The 26,467-nt window shown below is 63.3% G+C and carries 20 protein-coding genes; 13 read left to right on the forward strand and 7 right to left on the reverse strand.

Annotation, left to right across the window (positions count from 1 at the left end):
- Positions 1-3 precede the first annotated feature (3 nt).
- From accB to ACYQR9_RS10860, 3 genes are all read right to left on the reverse strand, one after another.
- The gene (gene accB / locus ACYQR9_RS10850; RefSeq protein ID WP_461229569.1) at positions 4-489 is read right to left on the reverse strand and encodes an acetyl-CoA carboxylase biotin carboxyl carrier protein; all 486 of its coding nucleotides are present in this window, start codon (positions 487-489) and stop codon (positions 4-6) included.
- 20 nt (positions 490-509) lie between these two features.
- Complete coding sequence (aroQ, locus tag ACYQR9_RS10855) at positions 510-1,007, reverse strand: type II 3-dehydroquinate dehydratase (protein ID WP_461229570.1); 498 nt, start codon at positions 1,005-1,007, stop codon at positions 510-512.
- A 112-nt stretch (positions 1,008-1,119) separates the two neighbouring features.
- Positions 1,120-1,929, reverse strand: a complete 810-nt coding sequence (locus ACYQR9_RS10860) for a DsbA family protein (RefSeq protein WP_056430642.1) — start codon at positions 1,927-1,929, stop codon at positions 1,120-1,122.
- Between the two features lie 183 nt (positions 1,930-2,112).
- Here ACYQR9_RS10860 and ACYQR9_RS10865 point away from each other — a divergent pair, with 183 nt between their 5' ends.
- Positions 2,113-3,303, forward strand: a complete 1,191-nt coding sequence (locus ACYQR9_RS10865; RefSeq protein WP_461229571.1) for a pyridoxal phosphate-dependent aminotransferase — start codon at positions 2,113-2,115, stop codon at positions 3,301-3,303.
- 73 nt (positions 3,304-3,376) lie between these two features.
- Here ACYQR9_RS10865 and ACYQR9_RS10870 read toward each other — a convergent pair whose 3' ends face one another.
- Entirely contained in the window at positions 3,377-4,351 is a 975-nt protein-coding gene (locus tag ACYQR9_RS10870) for a TorF family putative porin (RefSeq protein ID WP_461229572.1), read from the reverse strand.
- Between the two features lie 470 nt (positions 4,352-4,821).
- Entirely contained in the window at positions 4,822-7,851 is a 3,030-nt protein-coding gene (locus tag ACYQR9_RS10875; protein ID WP_461229573.1) for an Rne/Rng family ribonuclease, read from the reverse strand.
- Between the two features lie 738 nt (positions 7,852-8,589).
- Between ACYQR9_RS10875 and ACYQR9_RS10880 the strand changes: the two genes are divergently transcribed.
- Together ACYQR9_RS10880 and ACYQR9_RS10885 are read left to right on the forward strand one after the other, a co-directional pair.
- Positions 8,590-9,864, forward strand: coding sequence for an N-acetylmuramoyl-L-alanine amidase (locus ACYQR9_RS10880; protein WP_461229574.1), 1,275 nt, complete (start codon positions 8,590-8,592; stop codon positions 9,862-9,864).
- A 174-nt stretch (positions 9,865-10,038) separates the two neighbouring features.
- Complete coding sequence (locus ACYQR9_RS10885) at positions 10,039-12,459, forward strand: penicillin-binding protein 1A (RefSeq protein ID WP_207412408.1); 2,421 nt, start codon at positions 10,039-10,041, stop codon at positions 12,457-12,459.
- Between the two features lie 148 nt (positions 12,460-12,607).
- Here ACYQR9_RS10885 and ACYQR9_RS10890 read toward each other — a convergent pair whose 3' ends face one another.
- Together ACYQR9_RS10890 and ACYQR9_RS10895 are read right to left on the reverse strand one after the other, a co-directional pair.
- Positions 12,608-14,695: a TonB-dependent receptor family protein gene (locus ACYQR9_RS10890; RefSeq protein ID WP_461229575.1), complete on the reverse strand. Its 2,088-nt coding sequence runs from the start codon at positions 14,693-14,695 to the stop codon at positions 12,608-12,610.
- A gap of 183 nt (positions 14,696-14,878) precedes the next feature.
- The gene (locus ACYQR9_RS10895) at positions 14,879-15,880 is read right to left on the reverse strand and encodes a DUF1775 domain-containing protein (protein WP_207412410.1); all 1,002 of its coding nucleotides are present in this window, start codon (positions 15,878-15,880) and stop codon (positions 14,879-14,881) included.
- A 676-nt stretch (positions 15,881-16,556) separates the two neighbouring features.
- Between ACYQR9_RS10895 and ACYQR9_RS10900 the strand changes: the two genes are divergently transcribed.
- The 10 genes from ACYQR9_RS10900 (at position 16,557) to ACYQR9_RS10945 (ending at position 26,462) form a co-directional block, all read left to right on the forward strand.
- A complete protein-coding gene (locus ACYQR9_RS10900; protein ID WP_207412411.1) occupies positions 16,557-17,855 on the forward strand; it encodes a L,D-transpeptidase family protein in 1,299 nt (432 codons plus the stop codon).
- 430 nt (positions 17,856-18,285) lie between these two features.
- Complete coding sequence (gene glyA / locus ACYQR9_RS10905) at positions 18,286-19,590, forward strand: serine hydroxymethyltransferase (RefSeq protein ID WP_056429738.1); 1,305 nt, start codon at positions 18,286-18,288, stop codon at positions 19,588-19,590.
- 110 nt (positions 19,591-19,700) lie between these two features.
- The gene (nrdR, locus tag ACYQR9_RS10910) at positions 19,701-20,273 is read left to right on the forward strand and encodes a transcriptional regulator NrdR (RefSeq protein ID WP_461229776.1); all 573 of its coding nucleotides are present in this window, start codon (positions 19,701-19,703) and stop codon (positions 20,271-20,273) included.
- Positions 20,270-21,400 (forward strand): bifunctional diaminohydroxyphosphoribosylaminopyrimidine deaminase/5-amino-6-(5-phosphoribosylamino)uracil reductase RibD, encoded by a 1,131-nt coding sequence (gene ribD / locus ACYQR9_RS10915; protein ID WP_461229576.1) that lies wholly within the window; start codon positions 20,270-20,272, stop codon positions 21,398-21,400. Before nrdR ends, ribD begins: the two co-directional genes overlap by 4 nt.
- A complete protein-coding gene (locus ACYQR9_RS10920) occupies positions 21,401-22,036 on the forward strand; it encodes a riboflavin synthase (protein WP_461229577.1) in 636 nt (211 codons plus the stop codon).
- Between the two features lie 211 nt (positions 22,037-22,247).
- Complete coding sequence (gene ribH, locus ACYQR9_RS10925; RefSeq protein WP_461229578.1) at positions 22,248-22,757, forward strand: 6,7-dimethyl-8-ribityllumazine synthase; 510 nt, start codon at positions 22,248-22,250, stop codon at positions 22,755-22,757.
- Between the two features lie 7 nt (positions 22,758-22,764).
- On the forward strand, positions 22,765-23,244 hold the full coding sequence (gene nusB, locus ACYQR9_RS10930; protein ID WP_056429745.1) for a transcription antitermination factor NusB: 480 nt from the start codon (positions 22,765-22,767) through the stop codon (positions 23,242-23,244).
- Positions 23,245-23,246: 2 nt separating this feature from the next.
- The gene (gene thiL, locus ACYQR9_RS10935; RefSeq protein ID WP_461229777.1) at positions 23,247-24,248 is read left to right on the forward strand and encodes a thiamine-phosphate kinase; all 1,002 of its coding nucleotides are present in this window, start codon (positions 23,247-23,249) and stop codon (positions 24,246-24,248) included.
- 284 nt (positions 24,249-24,532) lie between these two features.
- A complete protein-coding gene (locus ACYQR9_RS10940; protein ID WP_056429747.1) occupies positions 24,533-25,543 on the forward strand; it encodes an AAA family ATPase in 1,011 nt (336 codons plus the stop codon).
- Between the two features lie 4 nt (positions 25,544-25,547).
- On the forward strand, positions 25,548-26,462 hold the full coding sequence (locus ACYQR9_RS10945; RefSeq protein WP_461229579.1) for a DUF58 domain-containing protein: 915 nt from the start codon (positions 25,548-25,550) through the stop codon (positions 26,460-26,462).
- Positions 26,463-26,467: the final 5 nt, after the last annotated feature.

Raw genomic sequence — 26,467 nt, forward strand, 5'->3', positions numbered from 1 at the left:
CAATCACTCGATGACGAGGAGAGGTTCGCCGAACTCGACCGGCTGCCCATCCTCGAAGAAGATCGCGGTCACCGTTCCGGCGCGGGGGGCGACGATTTCATTGAACGTCTTCATGGCCTCGATCAGAAGGAGCTTCTCGCCAGCTGCGACTGTTGAGCCGATATCGACGAAGGCCTTGGCATCCGGGGAGGGTCGACGATACGCGGTACCGACCATTGGCGAGGGTACGGCTCCAGGGTGTCCCGCCCCGGCCTTGGTACGATCACCGGCGGTGCCGGGGCCGGCGACAGGCGCCGCAGCCGCCGCGGGAGCCGACATCGCCAGTGCAGGGGCGGGAGCAGCCACCTGAACGTGGACGGGCTCGATCCGACGGACCACGCGGATGCGCAGGTCACCCTTCTCCACCTCGATTTCGGTCAGATCCGTCTCGGTCACGAGTTTGGCGAGTTCGCGTACGAGCTCGGGATCGAAAGGTTCGTTCTTAGGCATCGGCACCTTGGCCATTCCGGTCAGTCTTGAGAGTTGGCGTCCGACGAAGCATCGGACAGGAGAGAAGGGAGAGACGGCAGGCGAGCCTGGAGCAACCGCACCAGGGCTTCCAGACCCAGACCGTAGCTGTGCGGACCGAAACCGCAGACGATTCCAGCGCAGACCGGTGCGATGAGCGAAACATGCCTGAAGGCCTCGCGCGCATGCACGTTCGAGAGATGCACCTCAACCGCGATGGCACCACTGCCCGCGATAGCATCGCGTAAGGCGACGGAGGTATGGGTGTAGGCGGCGGCGTTGATAAGCACCCCGGCGCCCACAAGGCCCGCCTCCTGCACGAAACCTACCAGTTCGCCCTCGTGGTTGGTCTGGCGGACCGTCAACGTGACGCCGAGGGTTTCGGCGCGCGCACGCAGGTCGCGCTCGATGTCGTCGAGCGTGGCGGTCCCGTAGATGCCTGGCTCGCGGCGTCCCAGGAGGTTGAGGTTCGGTCCATGAAGGACGTGGATCGGGATCATGACATCGCGTTCGAAGCGCCGGCCGCACCAATGAGCCGGGGCGGTGGTCCTAGACGATCGCCGCCGGAAGCGACAGATGCATTACCCGGGCAATCGCCGGGCATGATGCGCCTCAGCAGCTCGCGTGGCCGCATTGCCGGATATCGCTGATGGTCTTGCGGATTGGCTCCACGCCCACGGCACCGGGGATGATCTCCTCACCGATGATGAAGGCCGGCGTACCGGAGAGACCGAGCTTGTCGCCGAGGCCGACATTCTCTGCCAGCGCCGCCTTCACTTCCGCTCCCTGTGCATCCTTCTGCAGCTTGGCGATGTCGAGGCCCATATCCTTGGCCAGCGCAACCGCGCGCTCGCCGTTGACCCGCCCCTTGCTCTCCAGCAGCTTGACGTGGAACTCGAACAGCTTCTCGCCCTTGAGCTGCTGCTTGGCCGCCAGCGAGATCTTGCTGGCTTCCAGTGATTCCGCTCCGAGGACGGGGAAATCCTTCAGCACGACCCGCAGCTTGGGATCCCCCTTTACCAACGTCTGGATGTCGGCGAGCGCCTTGCGGCAATAGCCACAGTTATAGTCGAAAAACTCCACCAGGGTGACGTCGCCGGACGGATTGCCGACCACCACGCCGTGCGGAGAGTTCACGAGGGCCTCGCGGGATTCCTTCAGCGCGGCGGCCTGGGCCAGCTTCTGTGTCTCCTGCTGGCGGCGCTCGCCCTCGGCGATGGCCTCCTGCAAAACATCAGGATTCTTGACGAGGTAATCCTTGATGATCGCCTCGATCGCCTGGCGCTGCACATCGGTGAAGGCTGCAGCCGAAGCCGGGGCCATCTGAGCGGGAGCCGGCGCCTGTGCATTAGCGTTCGAAACGCCGGAGGTCAGAGCGCCAGCGAGGGCGACGGACGAAATAAAGTGGCGAAGCAGGCGCATTGATCCTCGCGGGGTCGCGTCCCGTCGGCCGTGATCCGGCTCGGGACGACCGGTCGTTAGTCGCCGGGTTAGGCGTTTTCGCGGCGGCGGGTCAATCGCATCGCCCGATGCGCCATAATCCGTGGCGGCGAGGAATGGGTAAGCTGCCTGGAAGAGGAGGGCGGAGGGGAGTAAGCCAGCACCATGACATCAGCCGCCGATCGCCCCGACAGCCGCATTGCCGCGAGAGCCTCACTGCGCGCAAGCCGCGTAGCGCCCTTTCTCGCCATGGACGTCATGGCCGCCGCTGCTCTGCGTGACAGGCAGGGTGACGGCGTGATCCATATGGAAATCGGCCAGCCTTCGGCTCCCGCGCCGCGTCGTGTGATCGAGGCTGCACAGCGTGCTTTGGAAACCGGCAGGCTGCCTTATACCGATGCCTGTGGGATCCCGGCCCTGCGCGAGCGCATCGCCCGGCATTATCGCGACACCTATGGTGTCACGGTGTCACCCAATCGGATCGTCGTCACCAGCGGCTCCTCAGCCGGCTTCGTGCTGGCGTTTCTCGGACTGTTCGATGCAGGCGCTCGCGTTGCGGTGCCACAACCGGGCTATCCCGCTTATCGCAGCATTCTCCACGCATTGGATCTCGTTCCGGTGCCTATGACGCTGCGGGACGAAGACCGCTTCGCTCCAACGAGTGAGGCTTTGCGCACCATGCATCATCGCGACTCACTTTCCGGCATCCTGGTGATGAGTCCCGCCAACCCGTCCGGCACGGTCATCGAGCCTGCCCGGCTCGCGGAACTCTGCGCCACGGCCCGCGACTTGGGGCTGCCTTTCATTTCGGACGAAATCTACCACGGTCTCAGCTACGGTATGCCCACCGAAACCGCACTGAAGTTCGATGACGATGCCATCGTCATCAACTCGTTCTCGAAGACCTTTTGCATGACCGGCTGGCGCATTGGCTGGATGGTGGTTCCGCCTTGGCTAGCTCGTCCCGTCGAGCGATTAGCGCAGAATCTCTACATCTCCGCCCCCTACCTGTCGCAGGTGGCGGCGTTGGCTTCCTTTGACGCGATGGAAGAGGCGGAGACGATTCGCCTCGGCTATGCCGCCAACCGGGCATTGTTGCTCGACGCGTTTCCCTCTCTCGGCCTGGGAAGTACCCATCCGGCCGATGGCGCCTTCTACCTCTATGCCGACGTCGCCAACCTCACCGACGACGCATCGTCCTTCTGTCGCCGGATGCTGGAGCAATCCGGTGTGGCCGCGACCCCGGGACTTGATTTCGACGCCGCGGAGGGAAGCCACCATGTGCGGTTCTCCTTCGCGGGGTCCGAACGGGATTGCGTAGAGGCGGTTCGTCGCCTGAAGGCTTGGCTCGGGTGAAGGCTTTCGGCTATCGACATGAGAATGGCCCCGAAGCGCTCCGGGGCCATTTTTTTGTATCTGAGCGCCGCGCTTAGCGGAACAGGTTCAGGAATCCGCCCGGCTCGGCATAGATGCCCGGGGCCGCCGTGGAGGTCTGGAACGTGATCGAACCGATCACCGCGTCACCGCACCATTTCGAGGTCCCGCCATTGGTAACCTGGCGGAAGTCGCCGCTGAAGACGGCGCATTCGGTCTTGGTCAGATCGGTGTTGTGGTAGCGTACGTCGAGAACGATGTTCTTGTAGGTGTAGGACAGGCCGACGTTCCCATAGAGGTAACTGGGCAGGTTGATCGAGTTGAATCGCCCGATATCCGCGTTGAATCCGGTAGCGGAGTTCTTTGCAGCACCGAGGAAAAAGTAGCCGAGTTCTGACGACAGCGAGAACCCGCCTGCATAGGCTTCAGGCAGGAAAGGGAAAAGTGAGGCTGGCAACGCGTAAGCGGCAGTACCCGAAGCATAGGTGCTGATGGCGTGCGTGCCGAAGAAGTTCGGCGAGAAGAATACGTTCGTACCGAGCGTCAGCGCATCCGTCGCCGTGTACAGCATCTTTCCAGCGGCTTCGTAGAAATCAGAATTCTTGGTGGAGAACGCCGTACCGCCGGGCAGGACGACCTGCTGCTCGTTCGGGTAGAAGTAGTACAGAATACCGAGATCGAAGGCGAACTTACCGAAGGTCGGGCGAATACCGGCAATCAGATCGAACTCCATGTCTGGTCGCGTCGGCAGGCGGGTCTGATAAGTCGCGAAACCCGCATAGGCGAAGTTGTTCAAGAACTGTGCTTCGAAAAAGGTCTGGTAGCTGCCCTGCAGGTTCGATTGCGACACACCGCGGAAGTTATAATCCGTCTGGTAGCGAGAGCCGAACGAGAAGCCGATCAGCGGATCGGCAGCCTTCGCCTCGACCGGCATGACTTTGGGTACGGAAAGATCGGCTGCAATCGTCGGCGAGACAGCGACGCTCGCAAGCGTACTGAAGGCCAGGAGTGATGTGTACAAACGGCGCATGGCCCGATCCTTCCAGTGGTCGCCAAAGTGGCTGTGGCGACACAAACCCCATTTCAATGAGATCCCCCGGGCTTCTAGACCGACGTGCAAACAGCTCGGTTTTCTAGCGCCAGTGAAGGCTGGGATGATGACTGTCTTTTCTGACGTCATATCTTTCGCCCCTAACTCAAGCTTGACCGTAAGGGACTACGCCTTTGAGAAAAATGACTTTGCTGCAACAGAGCCCACCAATCACATGGGATCTATTGAAAAAACCAAAAATAGACGAATACATGTGCAATATGCGCAAAAAATATACTTGAAATGCACGATAAGTATCACCGTCACTAAGAACCTTCATCTGCAATGAGGCCGAGTGGCCAGTCGCCCGCGGTGGTCTCGCACGGTGCACACGGAGCCGGAAATGAAATGGGCCGCATCCAGTTAGGATGCGGCCCATTTTGGTTCGCTCGGCGTCGTCGGAGGTTGGATTATTCGCCTGTGAGCGCAGCCTTGGTCCGCGACCACCATCCGGCGCGCTTCGGACGATCGGGATCGATCGGCGTCAGCACCACCGCTACCGGCTCGGGAGCAGGAATTGGCGCCGGAGCCGGCTCAGGGGACAAGTCCGATATAGACGTATCGTGAAGGTTGTCCGAGGCCTCGGGAGTCGCCGCCTCGATTGGCTTGAGCGAGGGCTCGTCAGCAATAGGCAGGTCCACCGAAACAGGTACGAGTGCCGCTTCCGATGCATCTGGCGGAAGATCGACCGAAACCGGAGCCCCCTCTTGGACGGGGTCTGAAGCGTTCCGCTCCTCATCGGCATCGTCGCGCGGGCGGCTCTCGTTACGATCCCGACCGCGTCCACCCCTGCGTCCGCGGCGACGCCGGCGGCCAGCGCCTTCGTCTTCTGACAGTTCGGAGCGGGGCGTCGTCTCGCTGTCCGGAGCATCCCCAACGACGATCTCGTCGGCCGCATTCTCGCGAGCCGTATTGTCCTGAGCCTCGCCGGCCTGATCGTCTGGATCTTGACTCTCTCCATCGGCGTCACCGTCACCGGAATGATCATCGCCGCTAGCGGAGTGCTCACCCGTCGATTCACCGGTCTCGTGACGACCGCCCCGACGGCGCCGACGGCGGCGGCGGCCACCGGAGCGCCCCTCGCCATTGCCGTCACTCGAATTCTCACGCGAACCGTCAACCTCGGACGCCTCAGCCTCGGCCTCGACGACGGTCTCTTCTTCCTCGTCGCCGTCGAAATCGTCGTCGGTATCCACCTGGGGCGAAATCGCCACGGCGCGGATACCGGTTGCGGGCCCCTCGCTTCGGATCGCCGGCTCACCTCGATCAAGCTGGAACGCGGACGTTGCGGCCAAGCGCTCGTCTGCAGCAATGGTAACGCTGACGCCGAAGCGGATCTCCAGCTCGCGCAGATGCGCGCGCTTCTGGTTGAGGATGTAGAGCGCCACCTCGGTACGGGTACGCAGGATGAGGTTGTGCGTCGTGCTCTTGAGGAGCGATTCCTCAATGGCGCGCAGGATTTGCAGGGCAACCGATGCCGTAGCCCGGACGTAGCCCGAACCGCCGCAATGGACGCAGGGGAGCGACGAACTCTCGAGCATGCCGGTGCGAATGCGCTGGCGGCTCATTTCAAGCAGACCGAACGGCGAGATCCGACCGACTTGGATACGGGCGCGATCGTTTTTCAGACAATCGTTCAGCTTCTTCTCGACAGCGCGGTTGTTGCGCTTCTCCTCCATGTCGATGAAGTCGATGACGACGAGGCCAGCGAGGTCGCGCAGACGGAGTTGGCGGGCGACTTCCTCGGCCGCCTCCAGATTGGTGCGGAGCGCCGTATCCTCAATGTCGTGCTCGCGGGTCGAACGGCCCGAATTCACGTCGATGGAGACGAGCGCCTCCGTCGGATTGATGACGAGGTAGCCGCCGGATTTGAGTGTGACATGGGTCGAGAACATCGCGTCGAGCTGTTGCTCGACACCGTGGCGCGCAAAGATCGGCGTCGCGTCCCGGTAGGGCTGCACCACCTTGGACTGGCCCGGCATCAGCATGCGCATGAAGTCGCGTGCTTCGCGGTAGGCCTCGTCGCCAGCCACGAGGATATCGTCGATATCCTTGTTATAGAGGTCGCGGATCGCGCGTTTGATCAGTGAGCCTTCCTCATAGACCAGGGCCGGCGCGGATGAGGACAGCGTCAATTCGCGAACGCTCTCCCAAAGGCGCATCAGATACTCGAAATCGCGCTTGATCTCGGGCTTGGTCCGAGACGCACCGGCGGTGCGAAGGATTACGCCCATGCCCTCCGGCACTTCGAGATCCTGAGCGACTTCCTTGAGGCGCTTACGGTCCGCTGCCGAAGTGATCTTGCGGGATATGCCGCCACCACGACCGGTATTGGGCATCAGCACGGAATACCGACCCGCCAGCGACAAGTACGTGGTGAGCGCCGCGCCTTTGGTGCCGCGCTCTTCCTTGACGACCTGAACCAGGATGATCTGGCGACGCTTGATGACCTCCTGGATCTTATAATGACGGCGATAGGTGCGCGGCCGCTCGGGGATCTCGGCCAGCGCGTCGCCGTTGCCACCTACCTGGGCGATCTTGTGCTCGCCATCCTCGCCTTCATGCTCGTCGTCCGAATCTTCGTCATCGGAGTCGTCCTCGTCGTCCGAATCATCGTCCTCATCCGATTCGTCTTCATCGGAATCGTCGTCCTCATCGGTCTCCTCTTCGGCAACCGAGGCATCCGGATGGGCTTCAGGCGACGGCTCTTCAACAGCATCCTCTGAGGGAGCCGTCCTCTCCAAGTTGAGGGCAGGGCCCTCGACGGGAGCAGCAGCCTCGCCTTCGAGGGATGCGGGCGGCAGGTCCGACGACGCGTCCGAACCGGGCTTGATGAAAGTGGCGTCAGGCGTGACGGGATCGGCTGAAGTGGCCTCGTCCTTCACAGACTCGTCGACGGCATTCTCCGAGGACACGACAGAATCAGGCGTCCCGACAGCCTCGGGCACGATGGGATGTTCACCCGATTCGTTGTTCTGCGGTGTGTGATCCTGCGGCGTCGCGTCGTCGGAAGAACGCGCCGCGACGGCCTCGGACACGTCCTCGACGCTCACCGTATCGCTGGTCTTGGCGGATGCGGCTTCAGCGCGGCGACCGCGCGAGCGCCGGCGTGGCTTACGCTCCTCGCGCTCGCGATGCTCCTCGGCATCCCTCGCCTCGTCTTCCAACAGTGCCTGACGATCCGCGAGGGGGATCTGGTAATAGTCGGGATGAATCTCACTGAAGGCGAGGAAGCCGTGGCGGTTGCCGCCATATTCGATGAACGCAGCCTGGAGCGATGGCTCCACTCGGGTCACCTTCGCGAGGTAGATATTGCCCCGAAGCTGCCGGCGGTTCGCCGCCTCGAAGTCGAACTCCTCAACCCGGGAACCATGCACCGTGACGACCCGGGTCTCTTCCGGGTGCATCGCATCGATGAGCATCTTGTTGTTGTTGGCCATGACGAACTTTCATGGCGGTCGACGTCGTCCTTCTGCAGCCGAATTGTCCCGGCGAAGCGCTGCCCGATCCCGGCCCATCGGCCGTCGAGGGGAGAGCACGCTTAGGCCCACAGAAGCGGGCCAAGGGGGCTTTAGGGAAGGGATTGCCGTCAACCGCCGCTAGGCGCCGGTGATCGGCGCGACTGGGGTTGAACCTGGCCAGGGCCGACGGGGAACCGGCGCCACGCGAAACGCGTACGCTTTGAACACGAGCAACGGCAACCGATGCTGTGCGTCCGCCCATCCGCTCCCTGACCTCACGAATAATTTGAAGCCGGGCAATCGCCGGCCGCTGATTTCAAGAACGGCGCTTCGGCGAAACAATCGCCGCATGCACCGATACCCACCCGGATTGAAGTTACCGGCGAACTTGACGCGGAGAGCCGACTGCGAGGCGACGCGGCGAAAAGCCATGACGCACCCGCGGGCCACGGTGACGACCGCACGGCACCCGGGAAGGGACACTACCATTACAGATCGTCGCGGGCGCTTGGCAAGCAGCAACGCAGCCGCCGTCTCAACTTTGCCGCCGTAGTCGGGTGCGCGGCATCCGACTCGCACCTGTCGCCCCACGGCACCATCCTAGCCACCTTGCGAATCAGGGACGATAGGAACGGTTAACCATCCTGATCGTATCCCTTAGCGAACGCTCGCGCTTCCGAAGGACCTTATGGTTCCAGGACAACGACTGCCGGACCGATGCCGCCTCTCGCTCGCCTGCTCCGTTCCACCTTGATTCTGTGTGTCGTCGCGGCGGCCGTTCCGGTCGTGGCCCAGGACGGTCTGCGAACCAGCCCAGCGGCATCCAGCCAACAATCGGCGGTCGCCATTGCCGCCGACCTTTCCGTCGGTTCGAGCGGCTCGACGAAGCTGACACTGACATTGTCAAAACCCATCGAGGCACGCGTCTTCGTTATGGAGCGGCCGGACCGGGCGGTCATCGACCTCGCGGAAGTGAACTTTCAGCTTGGGCCAGAAACCGGCCGCCACCGCGAAGGCTTGGTTTCCTCGTTCCGCTACGGCCTGTTTGCGCCCGGACGCTCCCGCATCGTCGTCGATCTCGCGCAACCAGCTACAGTCGGACGAATCGAGACGACGACACGTACGCGTGACGGCGCCATTCTGCTGACGGTCGAGTTCCAGAGAGCCGACCGCGACGCCTTCCGCCGAGCCGCCGTTTCCAACGACCCATCTCCGCCAAGCCGAAAGGAAGCCGTGGCGGAGCCGACCGATTCCCGACCACTCATTATGATCGATGCTGGCCATGGCGGAATCGATCCGGGCGCTATCGCCGCCAGCGGTGTTTTTGAAAAGGACATCGTCTTCGGCTTCGCCCAGGCTCTTGTCGGGAAGCTCGAAGCCTCCGGCCGTTACCGTGTCCGGATGACCAGAGATCGTGACGTGTTCGTACCGCTGTCAGAGCGCGTGCGGATCGCCCGCGAGGCGAGCGCCGACCTCTTCGTCTCGATTCACGCCGATTCCATTTCCTCCGCGCCGCAGGTGCGTGGCGCCACCATCTATACCGGCTCCGAGAAGGCCACTGACGCCGAATCGGCCAAGCTCGCTGAGCGTGAGAACAAGGCGGATTCGACCGCCGGCACGGATTCCAGCGAAGGCCCCGGCCACATCGCCGACATCCTCCAGGAACTGACCCTGCGCGAGACGCGGACCTTCTCGTCGGGCTTCGCCAAAGGGCTGATGTCCTATCTCAGCCCCGTGATGGAGCTGAGCAACAAGCCTCATCGTGAGGCCGGCTTCGTGGTCCTACGCTCGCCCGACGTGCCTTCGGTGCTGGTTGAGCTCGGCTACCTGTCGAGCAAGCGCGACCTTGAGATGCTTCAATCCGAAGCTTGGCGCGCTGACGTCACCGGGGGCATGGCGAAGGCGATCGACGCGTTCTTCGCCAACCGCACTTCGCTGACCCGGCCTGTGCCGCCGCGCCGCTCTGCGGCAATCGCCCCAGTTTCACCATAGATACGGTGTGAAACCGGGGCTCACGGCGCCCCGGCCTCGGAACAGGCGTTCCACCGCCTCCGGTCGATCACGGGTCGTCGCGTCACTCTTGCCTTTCCGGGATAATCGAGGTCTCGGTCATCCTCGCCTCTCGGCCGGACCGGCAGCGGCAGATCATCGACGGACGGGACCCGGATGCGCTTCATCCTTCGTTTCTTCGGCTTCCTGTTCAGCATCGGTGCGATGCTGTTCGTACTGCTATCCGCAGCCGGGGCGTATTTTTACTACACCTACAGCCAGGACCTGCCCGACCACGCCGCGCTCGCCAATTACGAGCCGCCGGTGATGAGCCGCGTCCACGCGGCGGATGGCAGCCTGCTCGCCGAATATGCCAACGAGCGCCGTCTCTACCTACCGATCCAGGCGATGCCGAAGGTCGTGGTGGCGGCCTTCCTCTCGGCCGAGGACAAGAATTTCTATAAGCATGGCGGCATCGACCCCGAAGGTGTCGTTCGCGCAATTCTGACCAATGCCAAGAGCGGCAAAAAGCAGGGCGCCTCGACCATCACACAGCAGGTGGCGAAGAACTTCCTGCTCACCAACGAGCAGACCTTCGACCGCAAGATCAAGGAGGCGCTGATCGCGCTTCGGATCGAATCGACCTATTCGAAGGACAAGATCCTCGAACTCTATCTGAACGAAATCTTCCTCGGCACCATCGTGCCCGGTCGCAACCTACACGGGGTTGCCGCCGCGGCGCTCGATTATTTCGGCAAGTCCGTCCACGAACTGACCATCAACGAGGCCGCTTATCTCGCCGCTTTGCCGAAGGGCCCGAACAACTACCACCCCTACCGTCAGACCCAGAAGGCCCTCGACCGCCGCAACGAGATCATCGGCCTGATGGCCCAGAACGGGTACATCACCAAGGAAGAAGGTGAGGCTGCCCGCAAGATGCCGCTGGGCGTGAACCCGCGCGTGGCCTTTGCCAACGCGGCGAACGCCAACTACTTCACCGAAGAGGTCCGGCGAGAGATCACCGAGCGCTACGGCGAGAAGAAGCTGTATGAGGGTGGCCTCTCCGTACGCGCGACCCTCGATCCGAAGATGCAGGCCTGGGCGCGCAAGGCACTGGTGGACGGCCTTATCCGATACGACCAGTCGCATGGCTGGCGCGGCGCGCAGGCCAAGGTCGATCTCGTCGGTCGTGATTGGGGCCTCGCCGTAGCGGAAGTTCCGGGCCTTGGCGACGTGCAGCCATGGCGGCTTGCCGTCGTCCTGAGCACCACGGGCGGCGTCGCCCAGATCGGTCTTCAGCCCCGCCGCGAAGCCTCTGGCCAAGTCTCGAAGGAGCGCGAGACCGGAACAATCGCCGCTGACGGTACTCGTTGGACCGGTCGCTCACCCTCGGCCGCGCTGAACGCCGGTGATGTCATTTATGTCGAAGCTATAGACGGCGGTCGCGGACAGTATCGCCTCCGTCAGCGCCCAGAAATCTCTGGTGCCATCGTCGCGATGGACCCGTTCACCGGGCGCGTCCACGCCATGGTCGGCGGCTTCTCCTATGACGAGAGCCAGTTCAACCGAGCGACACAGGCCCAGCGCCAGCCGGGCTCTTCGTTCAAGCCGATCGTCTACTCGGCGGCCCTGGACAATGGTTACACCCCGTCCTCGATCGTGCAGGATTCACCGATCACCATCGAGGCTGGACCAGGCCAGGAAGCGTGGTCGCCCTCGAACTATGACGGCAAGTCGGGTGGTCCGCACACGCTGCGCTACGGCATCGAGCATTCGAAGAACCTGATGACCGTGCGGCTGGCCAAGGATGTCGGCATGCCGCTCATCGCCGAATATGCCCGCCGCTTCGGCGTCTATGACGACATGCTCCCTGTTCTGCCAATGTCCCTTGGGGCCGGCGAGACCACGGTCATGCGTATGGTCACGGCCTATTCCATGCTGGCCAATGGTGGCCGCCGCATCCGTCCGACCTTGATCGACCGGATTCAGGACCGCGTCGGCGAGACCATCTATAAGCACGACAACCGTAAGTGCCTTGGGTGCGATGCCGAGAAGTGGTCCGGCCAGGATGAGCCCAAGCTCGTGGACGATTCGGAGCAGGTCCTCGATCCGCTGACGGCTTACCAGATGGTCTCCATCATGGAGGGTGTGGTCCAGCGCGGCACGGCGACGATCCTGAAACAGGTTGGGAAGCCCCTTGCCGGTAAGACTGGAACGACGAACGACGCCAAGGATGCGTGGTTCGTGGGCTTCTCGCCGGATCTCGCGGTCGGTGTCTATCTCGGCTTCGACAAGCCTCGCTCACTCGGCGACCGGGCCACCGGCGGCGGGTTGTCGGCGCCCATCGCGCTCGACTTCCTCAAGCAGGCTCTTAAAGACAAGCCACCGACCCCCTTCCGCGTGCCTCCGGGGATCAAGCTGATCCGCGTCAATGTCGCCTCCGGCATGCGCGCCGGCTCGGGCGAGGGTTCAGGTACGATCCTCGAAGCCTTCAAGCCGGGCACTGCCCCGCCGGACGCTTATGTGGCTGCACCTTCCGCGCCCGCTGCAGCGCCTGCGGATGCAGACCGTGCGGCGCAGGCAGGCGGATTGTATTAGGCTGCCTCTCTCCCTTCCCGGACACCCGACGCTCGGGCGAGCGGTGGTCCGGGAAGTGTCGCCATAACGGCGCCGGTCGATCGAAGAAAAGTGCCGATATCAAACGCCCTTCTGCTGGCGTGAATAGGCGGCTCCATTCGACCTGCCGTCAAAACGAGGCGCGGATCCCCCCGAATACGCTGCGGCCGGTGCCGGGATAGAACGCGATCGGATTGCCGCCCATCGCGGCCGCGTCGTTCAACACCGAAATGTCAGAGACATATCGGATATCCCCCAGGTTTCTCGCATCCAGGAACAGCGAAACTCCGTTGGCAAAGTCAAAACCGGCCTGGACGTTGACGAGGGTGTAGCCGGGCACCTGAAGGGTGTTGGCATGATCCGCGAAAGCTCCGCGCGGTACCCAATCGACTGACGGGCTCAGGTGAAAACCGCTCGGATGGGTGTAGGTCACGACGCTCCGCAACACGTCCTGCGGGATGCCGGCGATGCGGTTGTCTCCGAATTGCGGGTCTCCGACGAAGCGAAAGTCGTTATGCGTCCAGATCTGCGAAGCCGAGATACGGTCGCCACTGCCGGTGACGTCGCGAACGAGGTCGAGGGTCATTGCCGCCTCGACACCCTGGTGGATCGTACGCGGTGAATTGAACGTAGCTGCCGGAATGTTCAGTCCCGGATTGACGCTGAAATTGACTAGCTCATCCCGAACTTCCGACCGATAGAGCGTCACGTCCCAGGCAATCCCATCGAGCCGGCCGCGCGTGCCTGCTTCGTAAGTCCAGGCGCGTTGAGCCTGAAGCGGCACGAACTGCGTCGTTACCCCGATGGTCTGGGTCAGATCAGTGAAGTCGGGCACATCGCGTGAACGGGTGATGTCGGCGAAGACCTGGACATCCGGCACAGGCTGCCAGATCACACCAAGTTTCGGGTTGAGGCCCTGATAGGTCCGGTTGTCAAATTTGGCGCCGGAGTTCGGGCCGAAGCCGCCCTTGTCGCTATAGGTCCGGTTCGACGAGAAGGCCTTCGCGCCCGTCATCAGCGCGACATCAGGGAGGAACCAGAAGCGGTTCTCACCGTAAGCCTCGTAATTCGATGAACTTTGGAGCGCATTCAGAGTCTGCGCGCCCCGCTGCCCGGAAAGATTGGCGAAGCGAAGCGACGAGTTCTGCCCGGCAAACGCGCGCAGACCCAGGATCGTGTCGTTGCGGTAGCCCGCGATGTCGAAGGTGCCGGCCCAGTGAGGTGAGATACCGTATGTCCAGCCATCCTCGTCGATGACCTGGAAGATCGGATGGTAGAGCGACTTGTGGATCGCCCAGGTATCGATATCGAGCTTGCCGACGTCGAGGGCAAACGAGGTTCGGTTGGCGACGCGCTCAGTCTCCACCTTCCGGGACTGATTGCCCGCAATGGCGCCAGGATTCGCGATGGTCGGATTTTTCAGACTGTTGAACAGGCTCAGGGTGCCGGGGAGCTTCTGGTCTGTAAGGTAAATGCCGACATAGAATCTCGTTTCGACACCGGGGGCTAGCTGATAGCCGAGATTGGCGTTGAAGTTCTGCGTCCGCTGGGCCTCGTGATCCCGAAACCCATCAGCATTGGTGATCGTACCACTGATGAGGAAATCGGCTGGTCCTGATAAACGCGAGAACTGGAAATGCTCGCGGATCGCACCAAAGCTGCCGCCATCGACGCGCACGACGTTTGGCGCAAGGGCGGTCTGCGCCGTCGGTGTCACGAAGTTGATCGCCCCTCCGAGCGTCGTGGCGCCGTAGGTCAAGGCGTTGCCGCCTTTGTAGACCTCGACGGAGCGCAGGGCGAGGGGATCGATCTGGTAGAAATCACCGCTTCCATCGGCGGCATTCACCGGAAATCCGTCCTGAAGCAGCTCGATGCCGCGGAGGTGAAAACCGCGCGAGATGCCCGATCCGCGCAGGGAAAGGCGCATTTCCTGACCATAACGCTGCTGCACAAAGACACCGGGTGTATCCTTGAGAACATCGCGTAGCGTATTGGCGTAGCGGTTCTGAAAGTCCTTGGCATCGACGAAGGCGACGGACCCGACGGTGGCATTCACCGTAGCGCGTTGCGCCGCGACGCTCGGCACCGTGAGGGACCCGGCCGAAGCGCCCTGAACGCTGAGTTCTGGCAGTTCGGCATTGGCCACTTCTTGTGCGAGGGCCGATGTCGAGGACAAAAGTAGGAAGGCGAGCGCACTTCCGAAGTAGGAATTCTGCATGGAAATAGGCTCCGGACCCCGCGCCCTCAATCACTCCGCGCGGTCAGCGCGGAGGAGCAGCGGATCCTGAAAGAGAAAGAGATGGGATCGGCCTTAGCCCAGGCGATCACGCGGCAACGGAAAGCCTGGGATCAAATCCGGCATCGTGTTCCCCAGGGGAAACCGATTCGTCGACGTGATTCGTCAGTGCTGATGATGTCCGGCCGCGGGTTCGGTCGCAGCAGGCGCATTAGGGGCCTTGGCGCCGATCGGAGCGACGGCGAAGGTGACTCGCACCTCACCCGTGCGCTGAAAGCCCAGTGTCCCGGAAACCGGTTCACCGACCTTCGGCGACGCACTCAGCCCTTCGAACATCAAATGGAAGCCGCCGGGCTTGAGCTCCACGGTTTCGCCGGGCTTGATGACGAGGCCGCCATCCACCGCGGCCATCTTCATCACCCCGCCATCCATGGTCATGGAATGGATTGAACCGGTGCTAGCCAACGGAATAGAGGCGGAGATCAGCGTGTCCGGGCGCGTTCCGGTATTCGTGATCCGGACGTAGCCGCCAGCAACCGTCGCGCCACCGGGAGTGGCACGCATCCACGGTGTATCGATGACGAGATCACCGGCCTGGATGGTGTTCGCAGGGGAGGACGCAGCGCTCGACGACGATTTAGTGCGCGCGGCAACGATGGTCACGCCGGGAGCGGGAGATTGCAACGAGTTAGCGTTCTGGCCCGTTGCGGGAATCTCGCTCCAGCGATACGCGCCCTTCATGCAATCCTGCTCCACAGGAAAGTACACGATCGCACCGGGAGCGAATGTATCCGTGACACGGGCGAGGAACGTAAATTCGTCGACCTGATCGTCGGGCAGTTCACCTCCGCTCCAGGTTATAGTTTTCACGCCTTCTGAAATATCGCCGTGGTAATATGGATAGGCCTTGGCATAGGGAGCTTTTTCCAAGGACAGGGTCCAGCCGGGCTTCGGCATCGGTTTGGCACCGATGACGCCCTCTGGAATGGTCACGCTCACGCGTTTCGTCGGCGTGCCTTCGCAGCCATGGGTGATCTGAATGACGCCCCGATAAGTGGCGTTCGGGCTGGCCTCCTTCCGCTCGAGCGTGGCGTGAGAGAAAGCGACATTGGTCGAGACGGTGAGGAGAAGGGTCGCGGCAAGTTCTGCCCGCACTATCCGTTTCATGATGGCTGTCCGTGTCTGAAGGGATCGAGATTTCGGATCACTTCAGACGATAGGAGGACCACGCGGTTGATGAATGGTGCCAGGGGGACCGCGCCCACCGGGTCGGGCCTCAGTAAGCCATGTCAGGCGGATGCCCGCCGGGAGCGGCCAGACCGTCGGGCTCGAGACGAGCCCAATCACTGTCGCCACTGCAACGGCGGACGCGGACGTACAGCAGAAGTCGTGTTTGCCGTGCCCGGACTTCGCCGGGCTCTGATCGGTATCCGTCCCATCGGTCAGACTCGAGCAGAGCGGACCGACATGGCCGAGGGAGGGCAATGGCATCAGGGTGCCAAGGAAGACCTGAAGAACCAACGCGTAGAGCGCGATCACAGCAGTGATCGCGCGCAAGCCGCCAGCCCCTGAATCCCGCGACATCATCCTTCAGCGCTTAGCGCAACGGACATAATCCCGCCATCTCTTTCACAATCGGACGAGCCGTCATGTTGCATGTGCGCTGCAGTACAGCACAGCCTGTGATTTATCGCGGCCGCGCCACAATCTAGCCCGGACGGCATGACTTCTTAACCGTGCCCCGACACGTTCGCGGCACAGGACTTTCGGTGGTCGGTATCCACCCCAACCATGCCCCGACGGCCTCGTGCCGCTTCACAGGTCAGATTAGAGTTTCCGTCCGATGCTGAAACAGGCTCCCATCGCCCGCTCGCTGGGCTTCGCGCTTCTCGCCAGCGCCGCCGCCTTCGCCCAAACGGCCACTGCGCGCGAAGCGGCCGGCTTCGCTCAGGCGGAGTGGGCCCAGGATTATGCATCGCCTGCAACGATGCAGGTGCAGCGTTCCTCGACACCGATTCTTTCTCCGCAGACGATGGCGGCGACAGAGCAGATGGTCGAACGCTACAAGGACATCGTCGCACGCGGCGGTTGGCGCCCGGTCTCCGGCGCGGATCGCCTGCGCGTCGGCGCCAAGGGTCCAGCTGTGGCGGCTCTGCGCGCTCGTCTCGCCGTGACCGGCGACATCGACTCGGCGTCGGGCAGCTCGGGTGTCTACGATTCCTACGTCGCCGCTGCGGTGAAGCGCTTCCAGGCCCGTCACGGTCTGAGCCAGACCGGCTCCATGAGCATGGCCACCCAGCAGGCGATGAACGTCTCGGCCGATATCCGCCTGAAGCAGCTCGAGGTGAACGCCGTCCGCCTCCGCTCCTACGCGGGCAATCTCGGCAATCGCTTCGTCATCACCAACATTCCCGCCGCCCTGGTCCAGACGGTAGAGAATGGCCAAGTCGTGACCTTGCACGCCGCCGGCGTCGGCAAGATCGACCGTCAGTCGCCGATCATGAATACCAAGGCGACGCAGATCAATTTCAACCCCTTCTGGACGGTTCCGGCTTCCATCGTGAAGAAGGACCTCATCCCCAAGATGCAGAAGGATCCGAATTACCTTACCGAGAATAAGATCCGCATCTTCACTGGGGACACCGAGATTTCGCCGGCCTCGGTGAACTGGAACTCGGATGAGGGTACGCGCTATCGCTACCGTCAGGACTCGGGCGCCGATTTTAACTCGATGGGAATCGTCCGCATCAATATCCCGAACCCGCATGGCGTGTTCATGCACGACACAAATTCGAAGGGTGTGTACGGAGACGATTTCCGCTTCATCTCTTCCGGATGTGTTCGCGTCCAGAATGTGCGCGAGTACATCACCTGGCTTCTCAAGGACACGCCCGGTTGGGGCCGCGACCAAGTGGAACAGGCGATCGAGAGCGGCAAGCGCGTCGACGCGACTCTGAGCAGCCCGGTTCCGGTCTACTGGACCTACATCACGGCCTGGGCGACCCCAGACGGTCTCGTCCAGTTCCGCGACGACATCTACAAGCGCGACGGTGTCAATGTGCCTTCAACCTTGTCTGGGCCGACTCCGGTCGCCAGCGCTGAGCAAATTCAGACCTTCGAACCGGGTGACGAAGAGAACTAATCGCTTCACTTATGTGCGCGAAAGCGGGCGGCGGGATTCGGGTGCGAATCCCGCCTCTTTGGTTTTGAATTACGATCGCAGGTCTTGGAAAACAGATCGCCTCGAGAAAGCTTGGTTCGCCGCCATGGTATGACGCGGCTCCTGCTCGCCCCTTAGTCGCGAGACGCCGACAGCTTTCGAGCGCGATACATGCATGCAAGCGTCGCGACATAGGGTCGCCAAACTCTCGATCGGCGCGGCCAGTATCCCGCGGATGTCATTGGCGCACCGACAAATACAGGATGCACCGAATTTTTTTTGCCCGGGGCTACAAATTAGCTGTGCTTGGCCTCGCCCCGCGGCACGTGTAGTAAATCACGCTTCGAGCGACCGCCCGCCCTACGCCAGCGGATAACGGACGCCCTCGCCCGTTCAACAATCGAGGCTTTCCATGAGCGCCGGTACTGCAAGCGACAAGCATTTTTCGAATTCCTTCTTCAGCGCATCCTTGGCCGACGCGGATCCGGAAGTCGCGAAGGCGGTGGGCCAGGAACTCGGTCGGCAGCAGCACGAGATCGAACTGATCGCGTCGGAGAACATCGTCTCCCGTGCGGTCCTGGAAGCCCAGGGCTCGGTCCTCACCAACAAGTATGCGGAAGGCTATCCCGGCCGTCGCTATTATGGTGGTTGCGAGTTCGTCGACATCGCTGAGAACCTTGCAATCGAGCGCGCTAAGCGCTTGTTCGATTGCGGATTCGCAAACGTTCAGCCGAATTCCGGGAGTCAGGCGAACCAAGGCGTGTTCATGGCTCTTATGCAGCCGGGTGACACCTTCCTGGGCCTCGACCTCGCTGCTGGCGGCCACCTGACCCACGGCGCCCCGCCGAATGTGTCCGGCAAATGGTTCAAGCCCGTCTCCTACACCGTGCGTCGTGACGACCAGCGCATCGACATGGAACAGGTTGAGCGTCTGGCCCATGAACATAAGCCCAAGGTCATCATCGCTGGCGGCTCGGGCTACCCGCGTCATTGGGACTTTGCCAAGTTCCGCGAGATCGCCGATGCGGTCGGAGCTTATTTCTTCGTGGACATGGCCCATTTCGCGGGTCTCGTCGCGGCCGGTGTCCACCCGTCGCCGTTCCCACACGCCCATGTCGCCACTACGACGACCCACAAGACACTCCGCGGCCCGCGCGGCGGAATGATCCTCACGAACGACGAGGCGCTCGCCAAGAAGTTCAATTCGGCGATCTTCCCCGGCCTGCAGGGCGGACCGCTCATGCACGTCATCGCCGGCAAGGCCGTGGCCTTCGGTGAGGCACTGAAGCCCGAGTTCAAGATCTACGCCAAGCAGGTGATCGAGAACGCCAAGGCGCTCGCCGATACCCTGATCTCCGGCGGCTACGACATCACGTCCGGTGGGACCGACAACCACCTCATGCTGGTGGACCTTCAGAAGAAGGGCCTGACCGGCAAGGCGGCGGAAGCCGCACTCAGCCGCGCCCACATCACCTGCAACAAGAACGGCGTGCCCTTCGATCCGGCCAAGCCGACGATCACGTCGGGCATCCGCCTCGGCACACCTGCCGGCACCTCGCGCGGCTTCGGCGTTGCGGAGTTCAAGCAGATCGGCGCCCTCATCATTGAGGTACTCGACGGGCTGGTGGCCAAAGGTGAAGGCGGAGATCCGGCGATCGAGGCCGCGGTGAAGGACAAGGTCCACGCCCTCACGCACCGCTTCCCGATCTACGGCTGAAGCCTCCGTCTGCGGGTGCCCTCGCAGACGACCTCATGATAGAGACGGCCGCGGATCGCCATATCCGCGGCCGTTCTCATTTTTTCACCAACCATGCAGGTATCCGCCCGATGCGGTGTCCCTATTGCGGCGGTCCCGACACCCAGGTGAAGGATTCGCGTCCCAGCGATGATTCGGCAGCGATCCGCCGGCGGCGGGTCTGCCCGGACTGCGGCGGCCGCTTCACCACTTTCGAGCGAGTGCAGCTGCGGGAACTGACGGTGCTCAAGCGCTCGGGTAAGCGCGTACCGTTTGATCGCGATAAGCTTCAACGCTCTATCGACGTGGCCGTCCGCAAACGGCCGGTGGATCCGGAACGGATCGAACGTCTGGTCAGTGGGATCACCCGCCAACTCGAAAGCGGCGGCGAGGCTGAGATTGCCAGCGAGGCCATCGGTGAATTGGTGATGGAGGGGCTAAAGGGGCTAGACGACGTGGCCTATGTCCGCTTCGCCTCGGTTTACAAGAACTTCCGCGAGGCGAGCGACTTCAAGGCGTTGCTAGGAACCCTCGGTGATACTCCCGGTATCACGAGGCTACGAGACGATGGAATGAGCGACCGACACGCTCTCCATGAAGTCTTGGCCGGTGGTAGCCCGGCGGCCAAACCGCCTGCGAAGCGCCAGACGCGAGGGCGGTCATGAACGACTATCAGACAGCCAGCACGGATGATCGCCGCTTCATGCGCCTGGCTCTGGCGATCGGCAGGCGCAATCTCGGGCGGACCTGGCCTAATCCCTCCGTCGGCGCGGTGGTGGTCGCGGATGAGAGGGGCAGGGAGCGCATCATAGGGCAGGGCGTAACGGCATCGGGAGGCCGTCCCCATGCAGAGCCTCTTGCTCTCGCGATGGCCGGGGAGCGCGCGCGCGGAGCGACTCTCTACGTCACACTCGAGCCCTGCTCTCACCACGGTGCCACCCCCCCTTGTGTCGACGCTATCATCGCCTCGGGAATCACTCGTGTCGTCACTGCGATCGCAGACCCGGATCCGCGCGTGGCGGGGAGGGGCCATGCCCGCCTCGCCCAAGCCGGTATCGCCGTGACACAGGATGTACTCTGCGACGAGGCTGCGAGGGATCATCGCGGACACGTCACCCGCGTGACGAAGAAACGTCCCAGCCTACATCTCAAGCTTGCCCGTACCCTGGACGGCTTTGCGGCTGGCGCCCCGGATGAGCGCCTTCGCATCACGGGCCCCATTGCCGATGGCGCGGTCCATCTCTGGCGTGCTCATGCCGACGCAATTCTCGTAGGGATCGGAACGGCACGGGCTGACGATCCGTCGCTGACGGTGCGACTGCCTGGCCTTTCGCACCGATCGCCGCTGCGCATCATCCTCGATTCGACACTTCGCCTCTCGCCGGCCTCTCACCTCGTGCGAAGCGCACGGGACATCCCGACTCTTGTGGTGACGACACGATCGGCTCCCATTCACGCCAAGCGGATGCTCGTCTCTTTTGGGGTCGAAACGATCCAGGTCGAGGCCTGCTCACATGGTCGGATCGACCTCTCTGCCGCGCTCTCACAACTGGCCGAGCGTGGAGTGACACGGATCTGCTGCGAAGGCGGTCCCCACCTCGCCGATTCGCTTGCAGCCGCGGATCTGGTGGATGTCTGCACACTCGTGACTGGCCCTCGTGCCATCGGCGGGGGAGGCCTTCCGGCAGTCGGCGATGCGTTGACGGCGCGCCTCCAAGAGCCCGAATTCAGCATTACCGAAACTCGCGCTTTCGGACCGGACCAGTGTGTAACCTACGAACGGAGCGTCTAGATGTTCACTGGCTTGGTAAGCGATGTGGGATCGGTCCTCAGTGTCGAGGGTGATGAGCGTCTGCGCCGAATCCGCATCCGGTCCTCCTACGATCCCGCAACCATCGCCCTCGGTGCATCCATTGCGTGTTCCGGTCCCTGCCTCACCGTGGTGGCGATCGAGCGCGAAACCAAGGGCTGTATCTTTGCCATTGACGCCGCGGCCGAAACTCTCGCGCGGACCACCGTTGGCGGCTGGGCTGAAGGTACGCGCCTCAACCTCGAACGTTCGTTGAAGATTGGGGATGAGCTCGGCGGCCATCTTGTGACCGGGCATGTGGACGGCGTCACCGAGATCGTCGCTCGCGAGAGCGTGACGGGTGGGACCGGCGATCCGCAATGGGCACCGAGCGACCGATTCGTGTTGCGTGCGCCGTCATCCGTATCGCGCTTCATTGCAGAGAAGGGGTCAATCTGCCTCGACGGAACGTCACTCACGGTCAACTCCGTGGACGGAGACCTCTTCTCGGTCCTGCTCATTCCGCACACCCTGGCGGTTACGACCTGGGGTGACCGACGAACCGGCCACAAGCTCAATTTAGAGGTCGACCTGATCGCTCGCTATGCTGCCCGCCTGTTCGAGGATCGCGCCTCCTGACGCGCTATCTTGTGATACGCCACCCTTCAGTCTATCGCTCGCCCACCGCGAACGACTCGTCGCCGGTCCACGTCTCAGGCGTCATCGGTCGCAAGATTTCGAACCGGGCTGACCCGGTCATACTGGGTGGCGACGCCAACGATCCGCGCTAACGGCTCATTCGTCACATCCGTGCCGATCTTGCCCTTCGCCACTACAGACAAGGCCTACGATGGTTTCGCCTTCACCCGCCGCCCGGCCGGCAACGCCTACAAACGTGAAGGGCGCGCGCGTCCTCGTGGTAGAAGCGCGATATTACGACGACATTTCCGATGAGCTTCTTGCCGGAGCACAGGGTGCCCTCGACGCAGCGGAGGCCGAGGGCATCGTGGTGACGGTGCCAGGTGCCCTCGAGATCCCAGCCGCCATTGCCATTCTGGTGGAGGAGGCCGCTCGTGCAGGTCAGCCCTATGACGCTGCTGTTGCCTTGGGCTGCGTCATCCGTGGCGAGACCGGTCATTACGACATCGTAGCGACTGAAAGCGCGCGGGCTCTCATGGACTTGTCCGTGGTGGGTCGCCTTCCCCTCGGAAACGGCATTCTGACGGTGGAAACGATAGAGCAGGCGCTTGCCCGCGCCCGCGTTTCCGACCTGAACAAGGGTGCGGGTGCCGCGGAGGCAGCCCTGGCTGTCCTGGCGCTCAAACGTGCCGCGGCTGCCGCGCCCGTGGGAGAGGATTGAGAACCCCATGGCCAAGACGATCGAGCGCAGCGGCGCACGCCTCACCGTGGTTCAAGCGCTGTACGAGATGGAAATCTCCGACAAGGGCGTCATCGAAGCACTTGCCGAGTTCGAGGCGTATTGGATCGGCCGCGACGTCGACGGCGTCGAACAGCCCCCCGCCGAAATCTCATTCTTCCGCGATCTCTTGCGTGGTGTCGTCGAGGAGCAGCGTGCCATCGATCCGCAATTGGACAAGGCATTGTCGAGCGGCTGGCCGCTGAAGCGCATCGAAGCAGTTTTGCGCGCTATCCTGCGCGCTGGGGCCTACGAACTCATGTTCCGCAAGGATGTGCCAGCTCGCGCTGCGATCTCTGAATATGTCGACGTCGCCCATAGCTTTTATGCCGGCGACGAGCCCGGCATGGTCAACGCGGTCCTCGATAAGGTCGCCCGTGAGGTTCGCGGATCAGAATTCGCCGGGCTCCCCGGCTCCGGGCGCGCTTGACGATCACGCCCCCCACCGTTCGTTCCGATGAGAACGGGCTGATCGCGCGCTACTTTGCGCCCTGGGCTGGCTATGGCGCGGATGGGCTGCGGGATGATGCCGCCACCCTCGTGCCAAGTCCCGGCTTCGATCTGGTGTTGACTGCAGACGCGATCGTGGCGGGCGTCCACTACCTGGCCGGCGACCCTCCCGCATCCATCGGACGCAAAGCGCTCGGGGTGAACCTGTCCGATATCGCCGCCAAGGGGGCGATGCCGCGTGGGTTCCTCCTGACGCTCGCCCTGCCTGACGACTGGACGGAAGCGTGGCTTGCCGGCTTCGCCGACGGCCTCAGGGAAGCGGCGATCGCTTTCGATTGCCCGCTCCTCGGAGGCGATACCGTCCGCGCGGCGGGTCCCGCCCTGATTGGCGTGACCGCCCTCGGGGAAGTGCCGCGCGGCGGCATGGTTCGGCGGATGAGTGCGGAAATCGGTGACGTCCTCTGCGTCAGCGGCACGATCGGCGACGCGGCACTAGGCCTACTTGCCCTGAAGGGGGTGACGCCTGAATGGGCCGAGCGCTTGGGAGGGGAAGGTCGCGATGTCTTGATCGACCGCTATCGCCATCCGCGCCCGCGTATCGCCCTCGCACCGCTTCTCCGCCGCCATGCGCGGGCCGCTATGGACGTCTCCGATGGGCTTGCCGGCGATCTGACGAAGATGCTGGCCGGTGCTGGTCGGACTGCCGAGATCACACTCTCCAAAGTGCCACTGTCCGATGCCGCCCGTGCTGCGCTTGCTCTCGATCCGTCGCTGATCAGCCCGATTGTAACCGGTGGCGACGATTACGAGATTCTTTGCGCGGTGGCACCGGACCGGGTCGAGGCGTTCATCGCCGAAGCCCTCTCGTTGGGGGTTCCGCTGGCGCGGATAGGATCGGTCGTCGAAGGCGACCGCCCGCCTGCGTTCCGCCGGCCGGACGGCAGTGAGTACGCCTTCGCCACGCGCTCCTTCAGCCACTTCTGAATCACCGGGCAACTTCCCGCAGCGGTGAGAAGCGTGAGTTGCCGACGTTGTACGTCTCCAGCCTGATCGCGGATGCGCCATTCTTGTAGCGGGTCCCGCGGTAGCCGAGACGCGAAATCGTCCTTCGCCGTCGACGAGGGACCGCAAAATGCCTGCGTCGTCGCGCCGACCTTGCCAGCATGCGGGAAAGAACGCCACACTCTCTCCCAATGCCGCCGCCAGGCTGCACCCACGTGCCACCGCGATCCTGACCATCGGCCGCGCGGCAAACCGGGATCGAACGCATGACTTCAGGCTCCACGCCGGCGACGGCCACCTCTCTCGACGACGGCATCGTTGCCACCGCGGAGGCGTGTCTCGGCCAGGTGGGACAGGCCCGCGACGCGATCCACAAGGTCATCTTCGGCCAGGAAAAAGTGGTCGACCTCGCCCTCATCACCATTCTGGCGGGTGGCCACGGCCTGCTCGTCGGACTGCCCGGTCTGGCAAAGACCAAGCTCGTCGAGACGCTCGGCACCGTGCTCGGGCTCGATGCCCGGCGCGTTCAATTCACCCCCGACCTGATGCCTTCCGACATCCTCGGCACCGAGATCCTCGACGAGGACCAGGACCGCCGCCGCTCGTTCCGTTTCGTGCGCGGCCCTGTCTTCACGCAATTGCTGATGGCGGACGAGATCAACCGGGCCAGCCCACGCACCCAATCCGCTCTGCTGCAGGCGATGCAGGAGAATTTCGTCTCGGTGGCCGGTGAGCGGCACGACCTTCCGCGCCCGTTCCATGTGCTAGCGACGCAGAACCCTATTGAGCAGGAGGGCACTTACCCGCTCCCCGAGGCGCAGCTCGACCGTTTCCTGCTCGAGATCGATGTCGGCTATCCTGACCGCGCCGCTGAACGTCGGATCCTCATCGAGACGACGGGAATCGGGGACCATAGCCCGCAGGCGGTGATGTCCACGGAGGCGCTTCTCACGGCGCAGCGCCTCGTGCGTCGCCTGCCGGTCGGCGACGCCGTGGTGGACGCGATCCTCGACCTCGTCCGCTCCGCACGACCGGAAGGGGGCGATCCTTCTCTGAAGGGAAAGCTTCTATGGGGGCCTGGTCCCCGCGCCAGTCAGGCATTGACGCTGGCGGTGCGCGCTCGCGCCTTGATCGAAGGCCGCGTCGCACCCTCGGTCGCCGACGTGAAGGCGCTCGCGGAGCCCGTGCTCAAGCACCGCATGGCGCTGAGCTTTGCGGCGCGCGCCGACGGTGAGACCGTGCCGGGGATCATCGCCCAGCTGGCTGCGAAGCTTTAGCCGGATGATCGCGACCCGGGTTCTCGACGCGGCCCAGCGCGCTCCTGGGCGACACGAGACCGAAGGCGCGCTCTCTCTCGCCGAGCGGATGCCGCGTTTGATCCTTGAATCGCGCCGTGTCTCCTCGACGCTCGCGCATGGCCTGCATGGCAGACGCCGGGCGGGGCAGGGGGAAAGCTTCTGGCAGTTCAGACCCTTCGTGGCTGGGGAAGCGGCGGCGCGGGTGGATTGGCGCCGCTCCGCCCGCGACGATAAGCTCTACGTGCGCGAGCGCGAATGGGAGGCGACCCACAATATCTGGTTCTGGATCGACCGATCCGCCTCCATGGGATTCTCGTCGAGCCTCGGTCAGGGCCCGAAGGTCGAGCGCGCCCTCGTGCTCGGCCTCGCCGTTGCCGATGCCCTGGTCGAAGGGGGCGAGCGAGCGGGGCTCCTCGGTCTCACCAGAGCCACGGCCTCACGCCGCATTGTCGAGACGATGGCGCATGCCCTGGTGGCCGACAAAGCTGGTCTTATGCAGGATATGCCGCCGCGCGCCACGCCGAGCCGCTTCGACGAGGCGATCCTAATCAGCGATTTTCTCTCGCCTCTGGAACAGGTTAGAGAGTCTGTGGGCTCGCTGGCGGGCTCCGGCACGAGAGGCCATCTCGTCATGGTGGTCGACCCGGTGGAGGAGACCTTTCCCTTCGCGGGGCAAGCCGTGCTGCACGATCCTGAGACCAAGATGAGCCTCGATATCGGTGACGCGGCGTCGTGGGGGGCAGCCTATCGCACCCGCATCGCCGCGCATCGGGAGGGTCTCGCCGAGATCGCCCGAGCACAGGGCTGGACCCTGACGATCCATCGCACCGACCGGCCGGCGAGCGAGGCGGCCCTGCGTCTCCTCACGCTGGTCGCCGCCGCGCGCGGGACGGGGTGAGGAGC

This window comes from Methylobacterium sp. CM6241 (assembly GCF_054817845.1).